The organism is Serratia liquefaciens (assembly GCF_027594825.1).
Taxonomy (GTDB): Bacteria; Pseudomonadota; Gammaproteobacteria; order Enterobacterales; family Enterobacteriaceae; genus Serratia; species Serratia liquefaciens_A.
Map to the genome: position 1 here is coordinate 195,913 of NZ_CP088930.1, position 23,891 is coordinate 219,803.

At 56.7% G+C, this 23,891-nt stretch carries 21 protein-coding genes; 8 read left to right on the forward strand and 13 right to left on the reverse strand.

Features of this window, described 5'->3' with window-relative positions; translation table 11 throughout:
- Positions 1 to 73 precede the first annotated feature (73 nt).
- The 4 genes from LQ945_RS00865 to LQ945_RS00880 form a co-directional block, all read right to left on the reverse strand.
- Positions 74 to 1,138, reverse strand: a complete 1,065-nt coding sequence (locus tag LQ945_RS00865; protein WP_269934632.1) for an alpha/beta hydrolase — start codon at positions 1,136 to 1,138, stop codon at positions 74 to 76.
- 48 nt (positions 1,139 to 1,186) lie between these two features.
- Entirely contained in the window at positions 1,187 to 1,951 is a 765-nt protein-coding gene (locus LQ945_RS00870) for a carboxymuconolactone decarboxylase family protein (RefSeq protein ID WP_270102061.1), read from the reverse strand.
- On the reverse strand, positions 1,929 to 2,408 hold the full coding sequence (locus tag LQ945_RS00875) for a cupin domain-containing protein (protein ID WP_270102062.1): 480 nt from the start codon (positions 2,406 to 2,408) through the stop codon (positions 1,929 to 1,931). Before LQ945_RS00875 ends, LQ945_RS00870 begins: the two co-directional genes overlap by 23 nt.
- Positions 2,409 to 2,536: 128 nt before the next feature.
- On the reverse strand, positions 2,537 to 3,214 hold the full coding sequence (locus LQ945_RS00880; RefSeq protein ID WP_269934635.1) for a heavy metal response regulator transcription factor: 678 nt from the start codon (positions 3,212 to 3,214) through the stop codon (positions 2,537 to 2,539).
- A 226-nt stretch (positions 3,215 to 3,440) separates the two neighbouring features.
- Here LQ945_RS00880 and LQ945_RS00885 point away from each other — a divergent pair, with 226 nt between their 5' ends.
- Positions 3,441 to 4,469, forward strand: coding sequence for an alpha/beta hydrolase (locus LQ945_RS00885; protein WP_420136194.1), 1,029 nt, complete (start codon positions 3,441 to 3,443; stop codon positions 4,467 to 4,469).
- A gap of 326 nt (positions 4,470 to 4,795) precedes the next feature.
- Here LQ945_RS00885 and LQ945_RS00890 read toward each other — a convergent pair whose 3' ends face one another.
- From LQ945_RS00890 to LQ945_RS00910, 5 genes are all read right to left on the reverse strand, one after another.
- Positions 4,796 to 6,268 carry a pyridoxal phosphate-dependent decarboxylase family protein gene (locus LQ945_RS00890; protein WP_270102064.1) on the reverse strand — a complete coding sequence of 491 codons (1,473 nt, stop codon included), beginning with the start codon at positions 6,266 to 6,268 and terminating at the stop codon, positions 4,796 to 4,798.
- Between the two features lie 5 nt (positions 6,269 to 6,273).
- Positions 6,274 to 7,665 carry a diaminobutyrate--2-oxoglutarate transaminase gene (locus LQ945_RS00895; protein WP_182825599.1) on the reverse strand — a complete coding sequence of 464 codons (1,392 nt, stop codon included), beginning with the start codon at positions 7,663 to 7,665 and terminating at the stop codon, positions 6,274 to 6,276.
- Between the two features lie 417 nt (positions 7,666 to 8,082).
- Positions 8,083 to 8,796 carry an SDR family NAD(P)-dependent oxidoreductase gene (locus tag LQ945_RS00900; protein ID WP_270102065.1) on the reverse strand — a complete coding sequence of 238 codons (714 nt, stop codon included), beginning with the start codon at positions 8,794 to 8,796 and terminating at the stop codon, positions 8,083 to 8,085.
- A gap of 2 nt (positions 8,797 to 8,798) precedes the next feature.
- Positions 8,799 to 10,445, reverse strand: a complete 1,647-nt coding sequence (locus LQ945_RS00905) for a GMC family oxidoreductase (protein ID WP_270102066.1) — start codon at positions 10,443 to 10,445, stop codon at positions 8,799 to 8,801.
- A 34-nt stretch (positions 10,446 to 10,479) separates the two neighbouring features.
- Positions 10,480 to 11,997: an aldehyde dehydrogenase family protein gene (locus LQ945_RS00910; RefSeq protein WP_270102067.1), complete on the reverse strand. Its 1,518-nt coding sequence runs from the start codon at positions 11,995 to 11,997 to the stop codon at positions 10,480 to 10,482.
- A gap of 174 nt (positions 11,998 to 12,171) precedes the next feature.
- On the opposite strand from LQ945_RS00910, the gene LQ945_RS00915 reads away from it, so the two are divergent.
- Complete coding sequence (locus LQ945_RS00915) at positions 12,172 to 13,098, forward strand: LysR family transcriptional regulator (RefSeq protein WP_270102068.1); 927 nt, start codon at positions 12,172 to 12,174, stop codon at positions 13,096 to 13,098.
- An 8-nt stretch (positions 13,099 to 13,106) separates the two neighbouring features.
- Here LQ945_RS00915 and LQ945_RS00920 read toward each other — a convergent pair whose 3' ends face one another.
- From LQ945_RS00920 to LQ945_RS00935, 4 genes are read right to left on the reverse strand one after another with little or no spacing between them, the layout of a single operon-like run.
- Entirely contained in the window at positions 13,107 to 13,304 is a 198-nt protein-coding gene (locus tag LQ945_RS00920) for a hypothetical protein (RefSeq protein ID WP_269934641.1), read from the reverse strand.
- On the reverse strand, positions 13,294 to 15,006 hold the full coding sequence (locus LQ945_RS00925; RefSeq protein ID WP_270102069.1) for an FAD-dependent monooxygenase: 1,713 nt from the start codon (positions 15,004 to 15,006) through the stop codon (positions 13,294 to 13,296). Before LQ945_RS00925 ends, LQ945_RS00920 begins: the two co-directional genes overlap by 11 nt.
- A gap of 24 nt (positions 15,007 to 15,030) precedes the next feature.
- Positions 15,031 to 15,687 (reverse strand): polysaccharide deacetylase family protein, encoded by a 657-nt coding sequence (locus tag LQ945_RS00930; RefSeq protein ID WP_270102070.1) that lies wholly within the window; start codon positions 15,685 to 15,687, stop codon positions 15,031 to 15,033.
- The gene (locus LQ945_RS00935; protein ID WP_270102071.1) at positions 15,680 to 17,302 is read right to left on the reverse strand and encodes a GMC family oxidoreductase; all 1,623 of its coding nucleotides are present in this window, start codon (positions 17,300 to 17,302) and stop codon (positions 15,680 to 15,682) included. Before LQ945_RS00935 ends, LQ945_RS00930 begins: the two co-directional genes overlap by 8 nt.
- A gap of 168 nt (positions 17,303 to 17,470) precedes the next feature.
- Between LQ945_RS00935 and LQ945_RS00940 the strand changes: the two genes are divergently transcribed.
- From LQ945_RS00940 to LQ945_RS00965, 6 genes are all read left to right on the forward strand, one after another.
- Positions 17,471 to 18,250 carry an SDR family oxidoreductase gene (locus tag LQ945_RS00940; protein WP_044551112.1) on the forward strand — a complete coding sequence of 260 codons (780 nt, stop codon included), beginning with the start codon at positions 17,471 to 17,473 and terminating at the stop codon, positions 18,248 to 18,250.
- Between the two features lie 23 nt (positions 18,251 to 18,273).
- On the forward strand, positions 18,274 to 19,014 hold the full coding sequence (locus LQ945_RS00945) for a GntR family transcriptional regulator (protein WP_044551114.1): 741 nt from the start codon (positions 18,274 to 18,276) through the stop codon (positions 19,012 to 19,014).
- Entirely contained in the window at positions 19,011 to 19,856 is an 846-nt protein-coding gene (locus tag LQ945_RS00950; RefSeq protein WP_270102072.1) for a fumarylacetoacetate hydrolase family protein, read from the forward strand. Before LQ945_RS00945 ends, LQ945_RS00950 begins: the two co-directional genes overlap by 4 nt.
- A gap of 42 nt (positions 19,857 to 19,898) precedes the next feature.
- Positions 19,899 to 21,386 (forward strand): aldehyde dehydrogenase family protein, encoded by a 1,488-nt coding sequence (locus LQ945_RS00955; RefSeq protein ID WP_270102073.1) that lies wholly within the window; start codon positions 19,899 to 19,901, stop codon positions 21,384 to 21,386.
- A 41-nt stretch (positions 21,387 to 21,427) separates the two neighbouring features.
- Positions 21,428 to 22,426: a VOC family protein gene (locus LQ945_RS00960; protein ID WP_269934648.1), complete on the forward strand. Its 999-nt coding sequence runs from the start codon at positions 21,428 to 21,430 to the stop codon at positions 22,424 to 22,426.
- 227 nt (positions 22,427 to 22,653) lie between these two features.
- A complete protein-coding gene (locus LQ945_RS00965; protein ID WP_269935609.1) occupies positions 22,654 to 23,862 on the forward strand; it encodes an MFS transporter in 1,209 nt (402 codons plus the stop codon).
- Positions 23,863 to 23,891 lie beyond the last annotated feature (29 nt).

Here is a 23,891-nt window from a genome sequence, read left to right on the forward strand (position 1 = left end):
CGATTAGACGGAGTAAATGGATAGGGTTAATCAGCAAGGTTCATTAATCGAACCTTGCTGCAGCGGTGACAGATTACTGAAGGTGCTTTTCCTGCAGGAATTTACTGACCTGATCGGCGATTTGAACATTGTTCAGATCCGAAAAGGGGAAGTGCGTATTTCCTTTAATACCGACTTCGGGAAGGTGGATGACGGTGACATCGCCACCCTGTTTGTTTACCACGTCCTGCCAGCGGCGAGCCATCGCCAGCCTGACTCTCCAACTGTCCTGTGCCGGCATGGCGACCGGTTTGTCAGGAATGTTGTCCCCATAAAAAATCAGGATTGGGATTTTAATCAGGGCGGCAAATTGCGTCCTGTTTACCGGTTCGCCTTTTAGCGTATCGAAAGCACTGGGCATCGGTGCCGGTAATTCACTCTCAGGGAAGACGAAGCCGCTCCCCGGCTCAAAGGCGACAATCGCTTTCACCTTGGGATTTTTCATTGCGGTATACCATCCCGGCCCGCCCCCCTGGGAATGAGTGAACAGGATGGCAGGGCCGGTTTTATCTACCACCGCCGACATGGCGTCAGAAATGACGTTACTGTCAAAGGGGCCGGTGTTCGGCGTCATCTGACGGAAATATTGGTTTAATGCGGCTTTATCTTGCGGGAACTGAACTCCTTTGAAATAGTCCGGCCAGATGCCGACGCGAAACTGATTGAACCACAGCTGCTCATCGGCTTTCGGTGCCAAAGCGGCTTCGACCATGCTTCGTCCTGCATTGCCACGGCGGGGCTGATCGACTAAATAGGTCGAAAAACCGCGACGTAAGAAAATAGTCTGAAATCCTTCTCGCCCATCCGGCGTACTTTCCCAGGTGCGTGAGGATTGTCCCGCACCGTGAAGCATGATTATCGGATATTTATGGGGATGCTCAGGAATTTGATAGAAAACAGCAGCATGATCACCATGATAAGTTTGCCCCGCGGGATCCAGGGGTTTTTGGGCATCGAAGTCCCCTGGAGCTGTGGCTACAGAGCCTCCGGCCGCGAAGCTGCCTTGCTCACGAATAACCAGAGGTTCCGCATTAACATAGGGGGAAATGAAACTGCCGACCATGACGCATAAGGCCCAGGTTTTTAATATTGTCTTCAAAATAACTCCTCTGTTTCCTATTACCGCCGCTCTACTTTTAAATGGCGTTTATCCGACGTGGTCCAGTGCCTGTTTCAATGCCTGCTCGGCACGGGCCGCCATGCCGGATTCACCGTTGTCGCGCAGTATCTGTACCAGTTGTCGAAGTTGCTCTTTGCTCAATCCTACTCTCAGACTGGCGCGCATATGAGAGAGCAGTTGAGCTTCCACGCCAGGCGTGGCAGCCAATGCTCCCACGGTTGCCAATTCACGGCTCTGCCAGTCCAAATTGTCCCGTGCAAAAATATCGCCAAATAAATGCATCTGCAGGAACTGATTGATGATTGGTGCAAATTCGAAAAGTGGCCCTTGTACCGGCCCGCCGGAAATTTGGGTCTGGTTAGCGATACCGGTCTGGCGAAGCGCATCGCCTACGGGAATTTTGTTGGCCGGATCTTTTCCTTGAACGTCATTTATGCCACGCTGTTTACGTGCTTCTATTACTTTCATTAACTCATTCAGAGCATTGAGGCTGCGGGGGAATCCGGTATAGGCGTACAGTTGAACGAGGATTTCTTTGGTTTCGTTTACTGATAGCCCTGAATCCAGCCCCTGATTAAGCGAGGTATTCAGTTTTTCCATATTACTGGTCGCCATAAATGCCGCGATTAACGGAATGCTTTGCTGACGAGCAGAGAGGGTTTTTGAAACGGCCTGCGGCTGGTGCATTTCTGATGTTCCTCGTTTTGCCGGTGCGCCAAATGCCGCCAGGTTACAGCCAAAAACCAATAACGCAGCGGCGGTGAACGTTTTAACGCGCGTGGTATTCTTCATCAGTCACTTTCTCCATCCATTCAACATTGCTGCCCGCCACGTTACCGGTCACAGCCAGATGCGTCATCGCACTGTCCGGGGTTGCGCCATGCCAGTGTTTAGCGCCGGCAGGGCACGACACCACATCGCCGGGGCGAATAATCTGTATCGGTTGGCCTTCCTGCTGGGTCAAACCCACTCCAGAAGTGACAATCAGCCGCTGACCTGCGGGATGAGTGTGCCAGGCTGAACGTGCACCCGGTTCGAAGGTGACGTAGGCAGCGGAGACGTTAATTTGTTTATCCGCGGTGAAGAGTGGATCCACGCGGACACGCCCGGTAAAGTTTTCTTGCGGCCCCAAAAAGGTTTTTTGGCTGCCAGCCGACGCGACAGTGGCGGTGGGGCCAGGCTCCTGTGCAACAGAATTAAAGGTAATAAGACCAAATATCAGCCCGATAGCGCGGGGTGTATTGAACATATGGATGTATCCCTCAGTTAAAACCAACGCGGTTTTGCAATGATTTTAATCAGCGGCGCATGTCCTCAGGCTGACCATTTCCTGACAATGTTGTCAGCTACGACGGAAATATTTTTCTCTGTGCCGACTTAGGCTCTGACTTCCAGGATATAACCCATGCCGCGAACAGTGTGTAATAACTTAACCTCGAATGGCGTATCAATTTTTGCTCGCAACCGTTTTATTGCCACTTCAACCACGTTGGCATCACTGTCGAAATTCATATCCCAGATCTGCTCGGCAATCATCATTTTCGACATAATTTCGCCCTGATGACGAGCCAGTAAACTGAGCAAAGAAAACTCTTTGCTGCTCAGTTCCAAGCGAATATTGGCCCGAAACACCCGGCGAGCCAGAATATCAATATGCAGATCGTGGAGCTTCAATTGCGTAATATCTAATCCGTCACTCCCCCAGCGACGAACTAAAGCCTGAATACGGGCGACCAGCTCAATCAATGAGAAGGGTTTCGGCAGATAATCATCCGCGCCCAGACGAAGGCCTTTGACTCGTTCATCGACCGAACCTCGAGCGGAGAGCATCAGTATTGGCGTTTGTTTCCGGGAACGAATGCTTTCCAGCACGCGATAACCATCCATTCCCGGCAGCATGACATCCAGAATGATGGCGTCGTAGTCATATTCGAGCGCATAGTGCAGACCCTCAGGCCCCTCTGCGGAGACATCCACGATAAAGCCTGATTCCGCCAAAGCATGCCTGATATAAGAAGCCGTCTTTTCTTCATCCTCGACCAATAACAAACGCATTGCTCATATATCCTTATTTTGGAAGATTTGTTTTTTCATTACTGTCAGCGATTACCCGGCTTCTCAGTAATAACATGGCTACTAACTGACAAAATTGTTATTAAGTGGTCATGCTGCGGTCAGTTTCATCGCCCTATGCTGGGGTGGAAATATTTACCCGGTGCCTTTCGGTGTGCTTAAAAATTTATCTTCAGGAGGGAATGTGAATTTCACGATATTAAATGCCATGCTTCTGGCCGCTGTGGCCGGGTTTTCCGTCTCTGTTAACGCTGCAGACTACAAACAAAACCCTTATACCCTGGCGTATGAAGGTGCCATCACCGAGAATGTTCAGGGCAAGATCAATATTCGTCCGGTGAAATACAATCTTCATGGCATTCAGATCGCGGCAAACGTCTATATTCCTGCCAATTACGATCCTGCCAAAAAATATCAGGCTATCGTCGTTGCCCACCCTAATGGGGGAGTAAAAGAGCAAGTGGCTGGGCTCTACGCACAGCGCTTGGCAGAGCATGGCTTCATTACCATCGCTGCGGATGCTGCCTATCAGGGGGCCAGCGGTGGTTTGCCGCGCAGTGTCGACAAACCCGCCAACCGTATTGAAGATATCCATGGCATGGCCGACTTCCTTAGTCAGTATCCCGGTGTCGACGCCGAACGTATTGGTTTGCTGGGCATTTGCGGTGGCGGTGGTTACTCGCTGAAAGCGGCGCAAACGGATAAGCGTTTTAAAGCCCTGGCGACGATAAGCATGTTTGATTCTGGCCTGGTGCGTCGCAACGGTTATCAAAATTCTCAAATCTCCAGCATTCAGGAACGTTTGACGCAGGCTTCGTTAGCCCGGGCGAAAGAAGCAACGACCGGTGAAATCACATATACGGGCGATGCCAAACTGACGGAAGAGCAAATTGCCAGGCTCCCATTTGACCTTTATCGCCAGGGTTTTGAGTACTACGGCAAAACCCATGCGCACCCGAACTCCACATTTCGTTATACTTTCAGCAGCCTGCTTGACTTGATGAGTTTCGATGCCCAAAGCAATATGGATCTGATTAATCAACCCCTCCTAATGATCGCCGGCACCCAGGCAGATTCGCTTTACATGACCGAATCCGCTTTTCCCAAAGCTATCAATGCGAAGAGTAAAGAGCTGTTTCTTATTGAGGGCGCAACGCATATTGAAACCTATTGGGTTCCAAACTATGTCGCTCAGGCCATGAATAAACTCGATGCCTTCTTCAACAAAAATATCTGACCCGCTGGGCAGTGCAGCAACCGATAACAAAACCAGTGAAGGCCAGTTTTAGGGGGTTCTCTCTGAGCGTTCTAAACAGGAGTCAGCGAGGTTATATTACCGATAAGATCCACAGGGATAATCCCTCCAGAGCGCATAGGGACTATGAATGAGATTCATTAATCTTGGTTTGTCGAGGGGGATGGATGAGAGCAATGACGACGTCATTCGTTGGTGATTAGGGCGGCCAGTGATATTCATGGGTTTTAAAGCCATGTCCAACAAAAAAGCCGATAACAGGCTAATGTTATCGGCTTTTGGCTGCCGGTCAGGGCAGTGCGGGCGGATTAGGCGGCAGGCAACTGCTGCGCGGTTTTTTCCACCAGCGCCAGCAGGACTTTGATATCGTCCAGGCTGACCGTAGGGTTCAACAACGTCATTTTCAGGCAGGTCACGCCGTCAAACTCGGTGACCCCGACGTTGGCGCGGCCAGATTCCAGCAACGCATCGCCAATCCGTTGGTTCAGCAATGCCACGGCGGCATCGCCGGCGGTGGCTAACTGTTGCGGACGGTAGCGGAACAGCACGCTGGCCAGCTGTGGCTGCATGACCAGTTCCAGCGCCGGTTGATCGCCGATGTAGTGAGCCACCTGTTGCGCCAGCGTTACGCCGTGATCGATGATCGCCGCATATTGCTCCTGGCCCAAAGCTTCCAGCCCCATCCACAGTTTCAACGCATCAAAACGGCGGGTGGTCTGCAAGGATTTGGACACCAGGTTAGGCACGCCCTGAGCTTCATCGAACTCGGAGTTCAGGTAGGCCGCCTGATAACGCATCAGTTCATAGTGACGGGCTTCTTTCAGCAAGAAAGCGCCGCAGCTGATGGTCTGGAAGAATTGTTTGTGGAAGTCCAGAGTGACGGAATCCACCAATTCAATGCCATCCAGATAGTCGCGGTATTTCTCGGAAAGCAGCAGGGCACCGCCCCAGGCCGCATCGACATGCACCCAGATCTGGTGTTCCGCCGCCAACTGCGCAATGCCGCGCAGCGGGTCGATAGCCCCGGCATCCGTGGTACCTGCGGTTGCGACGATCGCCAGGATCTGCTCGCCATTGGCCTTGGCCTGCGCCAGTTTTTCGGCCAAATCGGTCAGATCCATACGCGCAAATCGATCGGTTTTCACCAGCGTGACGGATTGGTAACCCAGGCCGAGTAAAGCCATGTTCTTTTGCACCGAGAAGTGGGCATTTTCAGAACATAACACTTTAATCTTTCTCAGATTACCCACCAGGCCATCCTGCTGCACCGAGTGACCCTGTTTGGCGAAGAAGGCATCTCGTGCCAACATCAGCCCCATCAGGTTGCTCTGGGTACCGCCACTGGTGAACACCCCGGCATCGCCCGGTTGATAACCTACCTGGGTACGCAACCATTCGATCAGCTTCATCTCGATGAGGGTTGCTGACGGGCTTTGATCCCAAGAGTCCATGCTCTGGTTGGTGGCGTTGATCAACACTTCGGCAGCCTGGCTGATCACCAGGCTAGGGCAATGCAAATGCGCGACGCACTGCGGATGATGCACCGACAGGCTGTCTTTTAAAAAGTACTCAATGGCGCGTTCGATCGCGACCTGGTTGCCCAGGCCCTGAGGGGTAAAGTCAAGCTTGATACGTTCACGCAGCTCGGCAACGGTTTTCCCCTGATACATCTCGGGTTGTTGCAGCCACTGCACCACGGCCTGACTGCTCTGTTCGATCGCTTGCTGGTACGCCTCGGTGCTTTGCGCTGAGGCGGCCAGAATCGGGTTTAACCGGGACATCGACTTCACTCCACATCCACCGGCTTGATGCCGGCGGCTAACAGGGCCTGTTCAAATTTATCCAGGAAGATACCCAGTTCGTCGTTGGTGATCAGCAGGGAAGGCAGCAGACGCAGCACGCAGCCATTACGGCCGCCGCGCTCCAGGATCAGGCCGGCTTCGAAGCATTTCTTCTGCAGCAGGGCGGAGAGCTGGCCGTCAGCCGGGTAGCAGCCCATGTGATCCTGTGCTTCGTTCGGTTTCACAATTTCCAAACCGATCATCAGACCCAGCCCCCGCACGTGACCAATCACCGGATAACGTTTTTGCAGCTCGGCCAGCTTGGCTTTCAGCCATTCGCCTTGCACGGCGACCTTTTCGGCCACCTGGTTATCTTTGAGGTGTTGCAGGGTGGTCAGGCCGGTAGCCATCGCCAGTTGGTTGCCGCGGAAAGTACCGGTATGGTGACCAGGTTCCCAGGCGTCGAACTGTTTCTTGATACCCAATACCGCCAGAGGCAAACCGCCGCCAACCGCTTTGGACATCACGATGATGTCCGGCTCAATGCCCGCGTGTTCAAAGGCGAACAGCTTGCCGGTACGGGCGAAACCAGCCTGAACTTCGTCGATAATCAGCAAAATGCCGTGTTCCTGCGTGACTTTGCGAATACGCTGCAGCCACTCGACCGGGGCCGGGTTAACGCCGCCTTCGCCCTGAACGGCTTCCAGAATGACCGCTGCAGGCTTGCGCACGCCGCTTTCGACGTCATTGATCAGGTTTTCGAAATAGTAGGTCAGCGCCTTGACCCCGGCTTCGCCACCGATGCCGAGTGGGCAGCGGTATTCGTGCGGGTAAGGCATAAACTGGACTTCCGGCATCATGCCGTTGATGGCTTCTTTCGGCGACAGGTTGCCCGTGACCGCCAGTGCACCATGGGTCATGCCGTGGTAACCACCGGAGAAGCTGATCACGCCGGTGCGACCGGTGTGCTTTTTCGCCAGTTTCAGCGCGGCTTCTACCGCATCTGCGCCCGAAGGGCCACAGAACTGCAGGCAGTATTCCTGGCCCTGGCCTGGCAATAAAGAGAGTAAATAAGCGGAGAACTCATCTTTCAACGGCGTTGTAAGATCGAGGGTATGTAACGGCAAGCCGCTGGTAATGACATTTTGGATGCTTTGGAGGACGTCAGGATGGTTATGACCCAGAGCCAGCGTACCCGCACCAGCCAGGCAATCAAGATATTGATTATTCTCAACATCCGTGATCCAAACGCCTTGGGCTTTCGCAATTGCCAACGGCAATTTACGGGGGTAACTCCTGACATTCGATTCAAATTCAGCTTGTCGCGCCAAATATGTTTCGTTATTTACATTTTCTAAATTCACACCGAAATTATCAATACGGACTTTATCCGTCATCATATCTCTCCTACAACTGGGGGTATCAATGACGCCCTAGTTGAATTATTGAATTGAACAATTAACTACCGTGAGAAAAACGGGCCCAATATATGGCTTTTTACCCCCCGGCTCAATAGTTATTTGGCCGGGGGCAATTTATTGTTTTTCCAATAAAAATCAATAAATTGCTTGTTTTATGGCCAATAATGGCACGCTTCAAGGGCGATTGGGGGCTTGACAAGGCACAAAAAACCTCCTCAAAAAAAGTAAGGGTACCGGCCCAATGCGTTTATTTTGAAGGCAATTTTAGAAGGAGGGGTAAGATCGTCACGGCGCAATTTTTGAAGCAGTGAATTATTATAAATAAATCTTTGCTTATAAATTAACCGAATTTAGCGAGCGTACAGATTATTGCTTTCGACGGTAACCAGATAATTACCATGGAATTTCGCCATGACGGTCAAAAAAACCGCCGGTTGGGCCATCCTTGGCGAGGGAGGCCAGCGCCACGATAGCATCGGTTCCCTCGGTTATCGTCTGGCAGCCCAGGGGGTTGAGATCGGTTTGGGTAAAGCCCGGGTTAACGGCGTTAATCTTGATTTTCGGCAACGCCTTGGCGTATTGGGTCACCAGCATGTTGAGCGCCGCTTTTGAAGAGGGATAGGCCAGCTGCAGTATTCTGGACTCGAAGGAGCCGCCTTTGCCGGTCATGGTATGAAATGACCCCAGCGAGCTGGACACCATCACCACTCTGGGGTTGGCGGCGGCTTGCAGCAGGGGGAGAAAGGCCTGCATCATGCGAACCACGCCAAAAACCTGAGTCTGGTAGATTTCCGTCAGGGCTACGGCGCAGGTTTCCCTCGGGTGTCCCCAGGGGCCAGACACGCCGGCGTTATTGATCAGGACATCAAGGCGATCGTGTACCTTGCTGAAATCCGCCGCCGCCTGCCGCACTGACTCCTCGGAAATCACATCGATTATCAACAATTCTGCATGCAGGCCTTTCAGAGCCAGCTGTTGAATGGCCTGCTCGCCGCGCAGGGGATCCCGCGCGCCGAGGACTACGTGCCACCCACACCCGGCAAGACGCCGGGCGGTTTCATGACCCAGGCCCCTGTTGGCACCCGTAATCAATACGGTGGTTGTCATGGTTATGCCTTGCTCGACAAAATCATGTCTGCGGCTTTTTCACCGATCATAATGCTGGGAGCATTGGTGTTGCCGGTAGGAATGACCGGCATCACCGAGGCGTCGATCACACGCAGGCCAGACAGACCGTGCACGCGCAATTGCGGATCAACCACCGCCATGTTGTCGGTCCCCATGCGTGCCGTACCGACCTGATGGTGGTAGGAAGCGGTCATTCGGCGGATGTAATCGCGCATTTTATCGCGGTTGTTCACGCCTTCCATGCCCATCTCTTTGCCGCGCCACGGCGCCAATGCGGTTTGCTTCATCACTTCGCGCAACAGCAGGGCCTTGTCGGTCATGACCTCCAGATCCTGATCTTCAGAATAGACACGCGGATCCATCAATGGGGGTTGCAGCGGATCGAGCGAGTTGAGCCACAGACGACCGCGACTGATGGGCCGTACCAGACCTGGGGTGACAGTGTAACCCTGAGTGACGCCCGGCATGAACGGCATGGTGAACAGCAGGGACTGGGTGTCAGGCGCCGAGAGCGCCGGGGCTGACTTATGGAAAATCTGCGCTTCGATACCGGAGGCCAAACCGACCGCCACCGGCTGCGGCGAAGACCAAACCATAGGACACACCAGGTGATCGTGCAGGTTTTCACCCACGCCAGGCAGGTTGACCAGGGTCTTGATGCCCATTTTCTCCAGCTGTTCGGCTGGGCCGATGCCGGAGTGCAGCAGAATGGAAGGGCTCATCAGGGAACCGGCGCACAGCAGCACCTCATGGCGGGCCTCGATGCGATAATCGGTGCCGCGATGCACAAAGTGTACTCCGGTAATGTGATCGCCCTGGTTGAGCAGCTTCAATACTCGCGCTTCGGTGATCACCGACAGGTTATCCGCTCCACGGATGGCGTCGCCGTAGCAGACCCAGGCGCTGGCCCGTTTGCCGTCTGGCGTCATGGTGTACTGCGGGAAACTGACGCCGGTGGAGTCCTGGCCGTCGTTGTAATCCTGCACCCGTCGCAGCCCGGCCTGTTGTCCGGCCTCGACAAAGGCGTGGGCCAATGGCGTCATGGCGGGGCGAGAGACCTGCAGCAGCCCCCCGGTGGCATGCAGGTTGGACAAGCCATCGATATTGCAGTTTTCCGCTTTGCGGAAATAAGGCAGCACGTCCTTCCAGCTCCAGCCGGTGGCCCCCATCGCCGCCCAGTTGTCGTAATCGGCAGGCAGGCCGCGCACGTACATCATGCCGTTGATTGAACTGGAGCCGCCCAAGGTTTTGCCGCGCGGCCAGTAAATATCCTGTTTGCCGGCGTAAATCTGCGGCTGGGTGGAGAAGCCCCAGTCAACGGCGGAATGCCACAGCGCCATGGCCTCCGGCGGGTTATGAATGGCCGGCATATCGTCGCGTGGGCCGGCTTCCAGCAGCAGGACCTTTAATCCGGCATCAACCAGCCGGCGGGTCACCACCGATCCGGCCGAGCCGGCGCCGATAATAATGTAGTCGTATTTTTTGTCGTCGCCTCCGATCCCGGTGCTGCGCGGGGCCGGCTGGCGGGCATAGCCGGAGAATGGCAGTGCGGCCGCAGCGCTCATCGCCAGACTGGCGGCAATGAACCGACGGCGGCCGGCGTCGGTCTGTAGTTTATCTTGTTTCATGACGATCCCTTTTTATTGGTTTGGACGCGCGGGCTTAGTGAGCGTCGACGTCTTTCAGAGCAATCCAGGTGGCTTTCATTTCGCCGTATTGCCGCATCGCATGTAACGACAGGTCGCGGCCGATGCCTGACTGTTTGAAACCGCCGAAAGGCGAGAGAATATCGCGGGTCAGGAAGTGATTGACCCAGACGGTTCCCGCTTCCAGTTGGCGGGCGACGCGGTGAACTTTAGCGATATCCGGCGTCCAGAATCCGGCGGTTAAGCCGTATTCGCTGTCATTTGCCAACCGAATGGCGTCTTCTTCGTCTTCAAAAGCGATGACCGAAGCGACCGGGCCGAAGATTTCGTTTTGCGAGGCGGTCATGGCCGGCGTGGCGTTGTCGATCACCGTCGGCCAGAAGAAATGCCCGCCCGGCACGACGCTGTCGTCCGCATCGCCACCACAGACGATGCTGGCGCCTTCATCACGCGCGGAGTCGACATAACGCAGGACATTGGCCTGATGCCTGGCATCAATCAGTGGCCCCATCATGGTTGCGGGATCGAGTGGATGCCCCGGCTTCCAGCGGTTCACCTCTTCAATCAGCAGCGCGACAAACTGCTCTTTGATGGATGCCTGCACCAGCAGGCGAGTCCCCGAAGCACAGACCGCACCCTGATTGGCGCAAAAGCCCAAGGCGGCAAAACGTGCTGCACGTGCCAGATCCGGCGTATCGGCAAAAATGATATGCGCGTTCTTACCGCCGCCTTCGAGGTAGGTGCGTTTCATGTTGGACTGCCCGGCATAGATCAGCAGTTGTTTGGCCACCTGGGTGGAGCCGGTAAAGGCCATCACCCGCACGGAGGGGTGCAGCGCCAATGCCTGACCGACCTGAGCGCCGCCGGTCACCACGTTGAATACGCCATCGGGGATACCGGCCTGTTGCGCCAGCTGTGCCAGCCGAATGCCGGTTAACGGCGCTTTTTCAGAAGGTTTGAACACCACCGAGTTACCCATTGCCAGCGCCGGCGCAATCTTCCAGCAGGCAATCATCAGCGGGTTGTTCCACGGCGTCATCACCGCCACCACGCCCAAGGCCTGGTAGGTGATCATGCCGTGGAAGCTGTCGCTGGTAGGGGCGATTTCACCGGCAATCTTGTCGATCGCCTCGGCGTAGTAACGCAGTGCGAGTTGCACGTCCTGCATATCCATATCCAGCGACTCATGGATGGTTTTACCGGTATCCAGACTTTCCAGCAGCGCCAGTTCTTCTTGATGCTGACCAACCAAATCGGCCAAACGCAGCAGGGCGGCTTTGCGCAGCGATGGCGACTGGTCACGCCAAACGCCCGACGCGAACGTGCGGGCCGCAGCTGCGACGGCCCGATCCACGGTGGCGGCGTCGCAGTCGGCAATCGCCGCTAACAGCCGACCGTCGATCGGGCTGGTGTCGGCAAAAGTGGCGCCGTCGGCAGAGTCCTGATACTGACCGTCAATATAGGCGCGCCCTTCGATTTGCAGTGCGTTTGCCTGCTGCTGCCATTGTTCAAAAGTTTTCGTCTGGCTACTCATAGGGAGTCCTTGTTTCAGTCTGTGGGGATCCTCTTTCGAGGGATAAAGCTAAACTAGCTGTGGTCAGGCTGAACAAACAGAGGGCTTGCCGTATCACACTGGTGCCGAACAGGCACCAATGGATAACGTATATTGTGCTAGCGACCAGCATGCTGAAGGGATCTGAATGTGGACATGATGAATGCATTACGCATATTCAATGCGGTGGTTAAAGGCGGCAATTTTACGGCTGCTTCCGAAGCGCTTGATCTTTCGCGCCCACGAGTGAGCAAAAGTATTGCCGAGCTGGAGCAGCATTTCGGCGTGCGCTTGCTGCATCGGACCACGCGATCGATGACGCTGACGGAGGCCGGGCGGGAATGTTACGAATACAGCCAGCGAATTACCGGCGAATGCGAGGCGTTGGAAGCCTATATGGGCAATCAGGGTCAGCCCGCAGGCACTTTGCGCATCAGTGCGCCACACCCTTATTGTCGGGCTGAACTGGCAACAATAGTGGCAGGTTATCAGCGTCGTTATCCGCGGGTAGCGGTGGAGTTCTGCCTCAGTGACCAGTTGGTTAACCTGATCGATCAGGGGATTGATGTGGCGATCCGCGTGGCCAATCTGTCGGATTCGTCTCTGGTGGCGCGCAAGCTGTGTGAAATACCCCGAATACTCTGCGCGTCGCCAGACTATTTAAAACACCATGGCACCCCGGATTCCCCACAGGCGTTGCGAGAGCACAATTGTCTGGTCTATTCACTGTTGCCCCGTGCGGAACAATGGGAATACCTGGATGAGGAGGGGCGTCTGGTCGAAGTGCCGGTATGCGGATCGTTGCGTGCCAACAGTGGTGATGCCTTATTGGCCAGCGCGCTGGAGGGCAGAGGCATTATTCTTGAGCCGGAGTTCGTGGTGAGAGAAGCGTTAGCCAGCGGCGCGCTGATCAGGTTGATGAGGGATTACACCTGGAGCCACCGCTCGCTGTACGTGGTCTATGTTAACCGGCGCTATCTGCCGGTTAACATTCGCAGTTTTGTCGATTTTGTCGCGGAGTATTATCGGCAATCCAGGTTACCGTCGGGCCAGAAACTTACGGATACCCCGCCGGTTGCCTGAATGCAGGGCTACTCTGCGTCGTACTTGAAGCGCGCGGCTTCGGCTATCAGCTCCCGCGCCAGCGTTTCATCCGCCAACGCGTCCAGCAACAGCAGGTTAAGGCGAGTCAAAAATAGCGCCAGGGACTCGCCGGCAAAGGGTTCGGCGGCCTGATAGAACTGGCTGTACAGCTCATCGAGCTGCTGTTCGGTCAATTTAGCCTGCATTTTTTGCTCCTTGGTTATCATTCTGCCAGCCGCTGGCCCGCATTATGGCCCGCTCGATGATGGCAAAGTCCGTACCATCGCTCTGCGTCCAGCGCCAGCAGACGTGCCCATCCGGTCGAATCAGATAAAGCGCGCCGGCGGGGCCGCTGTAGGCCGCATGCACCTGCCCATCAGGATCTTCCACCGACCCGGCCGCGCCGGTTTGCGGTTGCCCAGGTCGCCCCACAGTGACCACGCGCAGCAACGGATGCTCGCTGATTTCTGCAGCGGCGGTCCCGTCCTGAGCCGGAAAGCGCAGCAGGGTGAACAGTCGCGCATCCAGCAATTGTGTCAGGTGGCTTGGCTCACCGTTCAGTAACAGAGGGAATTCCGGCAATACCGCGCCGAGCTTGGGGCCGGGAACCTCGCAAGCCGCTGCCGTCGGGGTATTTAAAGGTGAATCCCCATAGCAGATGCTGTGGGTCTGACGGGGATTGATCAGCGTGGAAAACTGCGGATGGCGCGCCGCCAGCGACAGTACCGCATTACGCAGCGTGTTGCCGGCTGGGGTCGCCGGGCACATAAACTCGGCGCTGCGGCTGGCTTGTCCGGCATTTTCACGCCAGGCCTTCTGACGTTCGCTGGAGTAACTGGCCAATAGCGACGGCGGCGCCAACCCTTTCAGCACGTAGGCCAGCTTCCAGCCGAGGTTATAGGCATCGTCCAGCCCACCGTTAAGCCCACGTACGCCGAAGATCGGCACTACGTGCGCCGCATCGCCGACGAACAGCACTCGCCCGTGGTGATAGTTGTCCAGCGACAGCGCTTTGGCGTTGTACATGCTGATCCAAATCGGACGCCATTTTCCTTTTTCACCGACCATGTCGAGAAAACTCTCAACCACCGGCAGCACGTTTTCCGGCTTGAGGCCTTCTTCGTCGCTGACGCCGTCTTCCAGCAGGTAATCAATGCGCCAGATGTTGTCCGGCTGACGGTGCATCCACATTGGGCCAGGGCGCAGGGCGGTTTCAAACCACACCCGTCGTTCTGCCGGAGTTTCGCTTTCCAGCTCGATATCCACGATGGCAAAGCGTCCATGGTGCACGTCCCCTTGCAGATGCAGGCCCATTTGTTCCCGCACCCGACTGCGGCCGCCGTCGCAGGCTATCACCCAGTCGGCCTCCAACTGGTAGTCTACGCCGACGGCATTGAGTGACAATGTCACGCCATTGTCATGATGTACCAGGCTCTGCAGTTCGGTACCCCAGCGCAGTTCGATCAGATCATCATGGCGCAGCACCTCATCCAGCAGAAATTGCTCGATATAGTACTGCTGCAGGTTGATCATTGCCGGAAACTGCTGGTTGTCATCCAGCAACATGTCGAACTGCATCACCATCTCGCCCTGATAAAAGCTGCGGCCACGGGTCCAGGCCAGGCCCTTGCCGACAAAGGTGTCTGCCAGCCCCAGCTTGTCGAGGATCTCCAGGCTGCGGCGGGAGATGCACGCCGCCCGGCTGCCGGTGCAGACCTGGGTATCATTCTCCACCATCAAAGAAGCGATGCCTTGTTTCGCCAATGCCAGCGCCAGCGATAAGCCCACCGGCCCACCGCCGACAATCACCACCCGGTGCCGATGTTGTTCGCGGTTATCGTGCAGCGACGGCAGCTTGACCGCATATTGTTGATAGCGGAATTCACCTATCACGTTTTCTTGTTGCATAGAGATTCTCCTTGTCGTTGCCGGTTACTCCGCCGCAGGGGCGATCAACTCAGAAAAGGGATGCCGGATCTGGCCCGCCTGCATCGGCATTACCCAATCGGGCAGCTGCTGCGTGATTTCCACGTCCATCAGCACCGCTTTTTCAATAAAATGCGCCAGATGCTCCATCGCTTCGGGTCGGGCATCGTGCAACACCATCACCGTCCAGGGCTGATTGGCGATATCTTCCAGCGCGCGCGCCACCCAGGCGTCGGTTGGCAGTTCCCAATCCCGCGGTACCGAGTTCCACAGCACCAGGCTGAACCCTTGCTGTTGCAGCACCTCAACCGCTTCCTGATTCAACACGTGCGGTCCGAGGATCCCTTTGCCGGCATAGGGGCGAAACAGCGGCGGCGACTCGGCGTATTGGCCTAGTCGGGCTTGGCCTTCGGTAATTTCGTGCCGAGCGAACCCCGGAGCCCCCAGCCCCAGTGGCAAAGAGTGGGTCAGGGTATGAATGCCGACCCGGTGCCCGGCGTCCTTCACCGATTTAACCAGGGCTTCACCGCCAGGCGCGGAGATCTTCTCGCCGATAGGGAAGAAGTTGGCCAAAATTCGGAACTCCTTCAGCGTTTTCAGCACCAGCGGAGTCCCCTGGGGATGGGGACCGTTATCAAAGGTCAAGGTGAGTTTTTTATGCATGTTCCTGCTCCTGAGAAGTGGCCAGCATCAAATCAACTGCGCGCTCTGCCACCATGATAGTCGGTGCATTGGTATTGCCCGCCGGGATACGCGGGAAAATAGATGCATCAGCGATGCGCACTCCCGCCACGCCGCGCAGGCGGAGTGCCAGATCCACCACGGAAGTCGCGGGATCTGCCCCCATGCGGCAGGTACCGGTAGGGTGATACTCGGTTTTGCCATGCTCACGCACGAACGACGCCAGCTGTTCATCGCTGTTCAAATTCGGCGCGGGCAACAGAACCCGGTCAATCAGTGACGCCAACGCGGGGGCCTGGAACAGCTGCAAGCCCAGGCGTACCGCTCTGACCTGCGCTGCGACATCCTCCGGGGTGCCCATGTAATTGAGGCTGATCTGCGGTAATGAACGAGGATTACCGTCACGTAACCGGACTTCCCCCTGCGCCAGTGGCCGCAGGTGCGCCAACTTGAGGGATAAGGCATGTTGGTTTTGCGCCTGTTTTCCCTTGTCGTCGACGTTATCCGACGCCGCCAGTCCCATCAGTTGCACATCTGGCCGATCGTCGTCGCCGGTGGCGAAAAAACCGCCGCATTCCAGCAGGTTGGAGGCGCAGATACCGCGTTTGAACAGCAGCCATTCCAGTCCGTTCGCCAACGCCTTCAGGCCTTTGTCTTGCCCGAGCAGGCTAATCGGCTTTCGCAGGCTGGCAATCACCGAAAAATGCAGGTGATCCTGCAGGCGTTGGCCGACCAGAGGGCTGTCGACCTGGAGTTTGATGCCGACTTCGCGCAGATGCTCTGCCGGGCCGATGCCGGACAGCATCAACAGTTTTGGCGTACCGATGGCGCCGGCGCATAACACCACTTCCCGGCTGGCCAGCGCCTGTTGGCGTTTCCCCTCGGCGTCGGTAAATACCACGCCGGTGGCACGATCCTGTTCCAGCAACAGGCGTTCAACCAGGACGCCGGTCATCACCTGGAGATTCGCGTGTTGGCGCACCGGCGCCAGATAGGCCACCGAGGTGCTGCAGCGATGCCCCTGATAGGTAGTGGTTTGGTAGAAGCCGATGCCTTGCTGGCTGGCGCCGTTAAAGTCATTGAGATAGGGATAGCCCAGTTCCTGACCGGCTTTAACGATGGCGTAGCTGAGCGGATGGCGATAGCCGGAGTCGCTGACTTTCAGGTGACCGCTATCGCCGTGATAGTCGTCGTGCAGGCTCTGGTTGCATTCCGACCTGATAAAGTAGGGCAGTACATCGCGATAGCCCCAGCCGGTACACCCTTCCTGCGTTTCCCAGTCGTCATAATCCTGGGCATGGCCACGGACATAGAGCTGCCCGTTCACCGAGCTGCCGCCGCCCAGCACTCGCCCTTGTGGAATGCCTATCGCCCGGTTGCCCATATGGGGTTCGGCATCGCTTTGATAGGGCCAGACCAGTTTACCGACAATTTCCGGAAATCCGGCCGGCATACGGATAAACAGGCCTTTGTCTTCCGGCCCGGCCTCCAGCAGCAAAATGCGCGCCGAGGTTCTTTCCGCCAGCAAACCGGCAACCACGCAACCGGCAGAACCACCGCCGACCACAATGTAGTCGTACCTTTCATTCTCTTTCATGCTCTCTCCGTGCAGATGAGGGGGAAATATTGCGATGGAAGAAAAAATATATTTTTTAATATAAAGAATATTTTTTGTTGATGTCACTATTTTTTGTCGATAGCATGACATTTATGCAACATCGCACGGCTCAGTCATGGGCTGCCTCGCAAGAAGGAGAAAACGGTTATGGATGTGAAACTGGCTGATAAACGCGCTCTGGTATGCGCCTCCAGCAGTGGCTTGGGTTATGCCTGCGCCGCCGCGCTGCTCAGGGAAGGGGTCAGCGTTTGGATAAATGGCCGTGACGAGGAACGCTTGCTGGCTGCACAGCAGCGGCTGAAAGCGGAGACCGGCGGGCGCGTGTTCACCGTCGCCGGTGATATCACCCGCCCGGAGGGGCGCGAGGCCTTGCTGGCCGCCTGTCCAAACGCGGATATTCTGGTCAACAATAATGCCGGGCCGCCGCCGGGGAACTTCTTTGAGTTTGACGAGCAGACCTGGCTGTCGGCGCTGCAGGGGAACTTACTGGCACCGCTGATGTTGATCCGTGCTTTGGTGCCGGGGATGCGCGAGCGGAAATTTGGTCGCATCATCAATATCACCTCGGCCATGGTCAGTACGCCGCGTGCGCACATGACGCTTTCCGCTGCGTCTCGCGCCGGTCTGACGGCCGCCTGTAAAGGGCTATCCCGCGAATGTATTGCCGACAACGTCACCATCAATAATCTGCTGCCGGAACGTTTTGATACTCCTCGCCAGCAGCAGATGGCGCAGGTGGCCATGAAACAGAGCGGCATCACCTTCGAGCAGGCGCGTCAGCGCCAGATTGACTCCATTCCCGCCGGACGCATGGGCATGCCTGCCGAATTCGGTGCCGCCTGCGTTTACCTGTGCAGCGACCTGAGCGGGTTTATTACCGGACAAAACATGCACCTGGACGGCGGCGCCTATCCAGCGTTGTTATAACCGTACAACGAGAAAAACAGCGAATGAACAGCAAACAGACAGAGAACCTGCAATTGCAGAACGGTACTTTCAAAAGCCTGAGCGGTGCCGCCGTGGCGCTGATCCGTCGTCGGATTATCAACGGTGAATACTCGCCGGGCAGCAAACTGGTGATCGGCAATATCGCCGCTGAACTGGACATCAGCCCAGGGCTGGTGCGTGAGGCGCTGTCGCGGTTGGTGACGGAAGGGCTGGTGACCGCCCACGAGCAACGCGGTTTTCGTGCCAGTGAGGTGTCGCTCAGCGAACTGAAAGACATTACCGCCAATCGACAACTGATCGAAACCCATGCATTGCGGTTAGCGATTGCCAACGGCGATGCCGAATGGGAAGCGGGGATTATCGCCGCTTTTCACCGACTGACACGCTGCCCACGCATGGATGACGAAGACCACTCGGCGAACTGGAGCCAGCTCCATTACAGCTTTCATCGCAGCCTGCTGATGGCCTGCAATTCGCCGTGGATGCTGCGCTTTTCCGATTTGCTGTTCGACCAGTCGGAGCGCTATCGCCGCCTGCGGTTCGGTTATGAGCTGGAAGGAATGGATGCACCGCGGGATGTCGACGGTGAGCATCAGGCCATCATGGATGCGGTGCTGGCACGCGACGCCGACCGCGCCGTCGAACTGCTCAGCCAGCACTACCAAAGCACCGTGCAGCGGATCATCAAACAGGCCGACAGCACCGCATTCAACGGCGAGGCAGCGCACCCGGAGGCCAAATGAAGATCGTCAGTTTTATTAGCCAGGGGCGTGCAGGCTATGGCCTGTTGCGCGGAGACGACGAGATTGTCGACTGCAGCCTGTCATTGCCTTATCCGGACGTGCGCAGCGCGCTAGCCGCCGGCAGTTTTAACGTGTTCCAGCCGTTTGTGAATGCGCCGGCCACCCTGAGGGCCAGCGAGGTCAGTTGGTTGCCGCCGGTGCCCAACCCGGACAAAATTATCTGCGTGGGGCTCAATTACCGCCCGCACCTGCTGGAAACCGGCCGTGCTGAGCCCGATAGGCCAACGCTGTTTTTGCGGTTGCCTTCCTCGCAGATCGGGCATCAGCAGCCGCTGCTGGCTCCGCCGGAGTCGACTCAATTTGACTATGAAGGCGAGCTGGCCGTGGTGATCGGCAAAGGAGGGCGCCGCATTGCCCAGCGCGATGCCATGCAGCATATCGCCGGTTATGCCTGCTACAACGACGGCAGCGTGCGCGACTGGCAGCGACACAGCTCGCAATTCACCCCCGGTAAAAACTTCCGCCACACCGCGGCTTTTGGCCCCTGGCTGGTCAGTGCCGACGACATTCCCGATCCGCGTGCGCTAACGCTGGAAACCCGTCTCAACGGGCAGGTGATGCAACAGGCCTGTGTCGATGACCTGATTTTCTCGATCCCGGCGCTGATCGAGTATTGCTCGGCATTTACCGATCTGCTGCCGGGCGATGTATTGGTGACCGGTACGCCAGGTGGCGTTGGCGCATTCCGACAGCCACCGGTCTGGATGAAGGCAGGGGATCGGGTGGAGGTCGAGATTGCCGGCATCGGTACCCTGAGTAACCCAGTGATTGACGACGCCTGAGGGCGTTAAAGGACTCTTTTCCGACAAACGAGGTGGATTACGATGGCTGATATCAAAGTGCTTCCACAGGTTTCCGCCTTTCTGGCGCAGGAACATGGGCAGTTTATCGATGGACAATTGATCCCGGCAGCGGGCGGACAACGCTTGCCGGTGGTCAATCCGGCCAACGGTCAGGCGATCGCCGGTGTGGCTTGCGCCACGGCCGACGAAGTGGAGCAGGCGATGCAATCGGCTGACCGGGCGTTGAAGGGCGAATGGGGGCAAAGCCTGCCGGCCCAGCGTCAGCAGATACTGCTACGCTTTGCCGATCTGCTCGAGGCCCACAGAGAGGAGATCGCCCAGTTAGAAACCCTGACCAACGGCAAGCTGATCGGCTCTTCCAGGCTGTTTGAGGTTGACCATACCTGCGTTTTCATTCGTTATTACGCCGGTTGGGCCACCAAACTGCACGGTGAAACCCTTGCACCGTCAATCCCTTCTTTCAACGGCGAGCGATATACCGCAATGACTTACCGCGAGCCGGTCGGCGTGGTGGCGGCCATTATTCCCTGGAATTTCCCGGTGATGATCGCCATTTGGAAAATTGCAGCCGCCTTGTGCACCGGGTGTTGCATCGTGGTCAAACCCAGTGAGTTTGCACCTTTGACCCTGCTGCGTTTGGCGCAGTTGGCCCATCAGGCCGGGGTGCCTACGGGCGTGTTCAACGTGGTCAATGGCGAACGCCAGGTGGGGCAGTGGCTGATCGAGCATCCACGGGTCAATAAGGTCAGTTTCACCGGTTCGGTTCCGGCCGGTATCGCCATAGGTCAGGCGGCGATAAAAGCCGATTTGACCCGCATCACCCTGGAGCTGGGGGGAAAAAACCCGGCGGCGTTTCTTGCCGACGTTGATAGCCAGAAAGCGGTGGACGGCATTATGCTCGCCGGGCTGGTACATCAGGGGCAGGTCTGTTCCTCTGCCGAACGCTTTTATATTCATGCGTCGCGTTTCGACGAGATTGTCGAGCAGGTCATCGCCCGGGTAGAGGCGTTGCAAATAGGTTCGCCGATGGACGAAGCCACGCAGTACGGTCCGTTGGCTAACCAGGCGCATTTTAACCGCATCAAGGCAATGTTTGAACAGGCGCACAGCCATGATCAGGTCCTCAGTGGCGGTACGGTGCTGGACGGAGAGGGGTTCTATGTGACCCCGACGGTGATCCGTGCCACCGGTCAGGACGATCCGCTGATGCGTGAAGAAGCCTTCGCCGGCGTGCTGAGCTTTATGCCGTTTGATGATGAAGAGCAACTCATGCATTTGATGAATGATTCGTCCTATGGCCTGTCCGCCAGTATCTGGACCAATGATTTCAGCAAGGCGATGGATTTGATGCGGCGGATTGAAGCCGGGATGGTGTGGGTAAATTCGCACACCATTATGGATCCGGCGGTGCCGTTCGGCGGGATGAAAGCCTCGGGTATTGGCCGCGAGTTCGGCAGCGCGTTTATCGAGTCCTATACCGAACTTAAATCCGTCATCATGTGCTACTGAATCCCACGGAAACGGGGCCTCGGCCCCGCTAAGGAATCACAATGACCACATTGCCCCTCACCGAATACGATCCGCCATTTTCCATTACCCGCGCCAGCCATCTGGTGCTGACTTCGCGTGATCTGGCCGCCAGTGAACTGTTTTACACCCAGGTGATCGGCATGGTGCTGACCCATCGGGAAGAGGACCGGCTCTATTTGCGCGGGCTGGAAGAGGCTTGCCACCACAGTCTGGTTATCAAGCTCAGCAAGGCAGAGCCCCACTGCGAACGCGTTGGCCTGCGTGTTTTTCGTGAAAAAGATCTGGAGTTGGCCAAGCTGTTTTTCGACCGCCAAGGGTTGGAGAACTGTTGGGTGGAAGTGCCTTTTCAGGGGCGAACCCTGCATTTCACCGATCCGACCGGTACGCTGATCGAACTGTGCGCCTCAATGCCCGTGGTGCCGCGTTTGCACCATCAGGTGCATCTGTACCGTGGCGGCAGCGCCCAACGGCTGGATCACTTCCAGTTGCATACTCCCCACGTGCAGCGGGCCGCAGAGTTTTACATGACGAAGCTGGGCTTCCGCGCCACAGACATCTATTTTAATGAAGGTGGAATGGGGGCCGCATTTTTACAACGCAAAGGCAACACGCAGGATCTGGTGTACCTGCATGGCCCCGGCCCGCGTCTGCATCACTTCGGTTATACCATTCCCGATTCGCAAGAGATCCTGCGTGCCTGCGACACTGCCGGTAATCTGGGCTTCGGCAGCAGCATTGAACGCGGGCCGGGCAGGCACGGTATGGGCCACGTCCTGTATGTTTATCTGCGGGATCCGGACGGACATCGTATCGAGCTGCACAACACCCCTTATCAGATAATCGATATTGAGCTGGAAACCAATATTCTTGCACCCGATCAGCGCCAGCAGCTGCTGCCCTGGGGGCTGCCGCCGCAGCGCAAATGGGTTGCCGAAGCCAGCGCGTTTGCCGATACCCCGGTTGAGCCGAGCGGCGAAGGTTATCCGCTGGTGCTGGAAGAGTACTTATCCCGCCAATAGGGCCCGATGCCCGAACCCTGCCAGGGAAACCCTTGGATAGCCTTGTGCCCGGAAACTCTCCGGGCAATAACATCGGCCTTTACTTCCCTTTTTTTTCAACCAATATGATCCGACTGAAATGACAGTCGGAGCCGCCGTGGCTCCGTTTATCCACAGCGCTGTTGTTGTGGCACAAGGCATCGATACGGATATCCCGCCACGATGCCGAATGACGAACCGGAGATGTTATGGCTAATCCCTATCGCGAACTTCTGACTACGCCCGGCGTAGGGGGGTTAGTGATTGCGAGCTCGGTTGCCCGTTTGCCGCAGGCGATGATCGGCATCGGTATTATCACCATGCTGGTACAGCAGAGCGGTCACTATTGGTTGGCGGGTGCGGTAGCCGGTATATTTACGCTGGCGAACGCGCTCATTGGTCCGCAAGTATCGAAGCTGGTCGATCGGCTTGGCCAGAACAGGGTGCTTCCCTGGGTCACCGCGTTCAGCATCACCATGCTGCTGGCGTTGATAACCGCTGCGCATATGCGCGCCCCAGTCCCGTTGCTGTGTATCCTCGCCATGCTGGCCGGCACTATGCCAAGCATGCCGGCGATGATAAGAGCGAGATGGACACAGCTTTTTCGGGGTAAGCCGCAACTCCACACCGCCTTCTCGCTGGATACGGTGCTGACGGAGCTGACCTTCGTTATTGGCCCCCCTTTATCTATTGGCTTGAGCACCGGCATTGCCGCCGAGGCCGGGCCCCTTGCCGCGATAGTGTTGCTGGTGATTGGCGTGACGGCTTTTCTTCTGCAACGACAGACGGCGCCCAAAGTGATCAAAAACACCACGGAGCACCGCGGCTCGACTTTGCGTATCCCGGGCCTCGGCACCATCGTGCTGGCACTTTTAGCCATGGGGGTGATTGGCGGGTCTATCGATGTGGCGGTAGTCGCTTTCGCCAACGCACAAGGGTGGCCGACGGCCGCCAGTTTGATCCTGGCAGCCTACGCGCTCGGTTCCATGGTTGCCGGTCTGGCTTTCGGCGCGATCAGGGTGACCTTGCCAATAGAGCGTCAGTTCTTTATTGGGGTACTGCTAACGGCGGCAACGTCCGTGTTGCCGCTTCTTTCTGCGGACGTTTACATCCTGATGGCAACCATTTTCGTGGCGGGCATGTCCTTTGCTCCCACCATGGTAGTAGTGATGAACCTTGGCACTATTCTGGTACCACCGTCCAGGCTCACCGAAGGGCTGACATGGATGACCACCGGCATCAGCATCGGCGTGGCGCTGGGTGCCGCGCTGGCGGGGCTGGTCATCGACGTTTATGGCGCACGCGCAGGTTTCGGCATCGCCATTGCTGCAGGAATTGTGATGACGGTTATCGTGCTTCTCGGCCGACGTACGCTCCACGCGGCTTCGATGCCCCAGGGGGGAGCAACCTTCTCTTAATGCGGCGGCAGCCCGGTCATCCCTGGCTG

Coding starts and splice junctions, on each gene's coding strand:
- LQ945_RS00870 (WP_270102061.1), bottom strand. CDS start 1,951: ATGAAGAATACCACGCGCGTTAAAACGTTCACCGCCGCTGCGTTATTG.
- LQ945_RS00945 (WP_044551114.1), top strand. CDS start 18,274: ATGAACAGCAAACAGACAGAGAACCTGCAATTGCAGAACGGTACTTTC.
- LQ945_RS00895 (WP_182825599.1), bottom strand. CDS start 7,665: ATGACGGATAAAGTCCGTATTGATAATTTCGGTGTGAATTTAGAAAAT.
- LQ945_RS00890 (WP_270102064.1), bottom strand. CDS start 6,268: ATGTCCCGGTTAAACCCGATTCTGGCCGCCTCAGCGCAAAGCACCGAG.
- LQ945_RS00950 (WP_270102072.1), top strand. CDS start 19,011: ATGAAGATCGTCAGTTTTATTAGCCAGGGGCGTGCAGGCTATGGCCTG.
- LQ945_RS00875 (WP_270102062.1), bottom strand. CDS start 2,408: ATGTTCAATACACCCCGCGCTATCGGGCTGATATTTGGTCTTATTACC.
- LQ945_RS00920 (WP_269934641.1), bottom strand. CDS start 13,304: ATGCAGGCTAAATTGACCGAACAGCAGCTCGATGAGCTGTACAGCCAG.
- LQ945_RS00880 (WP_269934635.1), bottom strand. CDS start 3,214: ATGCGTTTGTTATTGGTCGAGGATGAAGAAAAGACGGCTTCTTATATC.
- LQ945_RS00910 (WP_270102067.1), bottom strand. CDS start 11,997: ATGAGTAGCCAGACGAAAACTTTTGAACAATGGCAGCAGCAGGCAAAC.
- LQ945_RS00885 (WP_420136194.1), top strand. CDS start 3,441: ATGCTTCTGGCCGCTGTGGCCGGGTTTTCCGTCTCTGTTAACGCTGCA.
- LQ945_RS00900 (WP_270102065.1), bottom strand. CDS start 8,796: ATGACAACCACCGTATTGATTACGGGTGCCAACAGGGGCCTGGGTCAT.
- LQ945_RS00955 (WP_270102073.1), top strand. CDS start 19,899: ATGGCTGATATCAAAGTGCTTCCACAGGTTTCCGCCTTTCTGGCGCAG.
- LQ945_RS00905 (WP_270102066.1), bottom strand. CDS start 10,445: ATGAAACAAGATAAACTACAGACCGACGCCGGCCGCCGTCGGTTCATT.
- LQ945_RS00915 (WP_270102068.1), top strand. CDS start 12,172: ATGATGAATGCATTACGCATATTCAATGCGGTGGTTAAAGGCGGCAAT.
- LQ945_RS00965 (WP_269935609.1), top strand. CDS start 22,654: ATGGCTAATCCCTATCGCGAACTTCTGACTACGCCCGGCGTAGGGGGG.
- LQ945_RS00925 (WP_270102069.1), bottom strand. CDS start 15,006: ATGCAACAAGAAAACGTGATAGGTGAATTCCGCTATCAACAATATGCG.
- LQ945_RS00930 (WP_270102070.1), bottom strand. CDS start 15,687: ATGCATAAAAAACTCACCTTGACCTTTGATAACGGTCCCCATCCCCAG.
- LQ945_RS00960 (WP_269934648.1), top strand. CDS start 21,428: ATGACCACATTGCCCCTCACCGAATACGATCCGCCATTTTCCATTACC.
- LQ945_RS00935 (WP_270102071.1), bottom strand. CDS start 17,302: ATGAAAGAGAATGAAAGGTACGACTACATTGTGGTCGGCGGTGGTTCT.
- LQ945_RS00940 (WP_044551112.1), top strand. CDS start 17,471: ATGGATGTGAAACTGGCTGATAAACGCGCTCTGGTATGCGCCTCCAGC.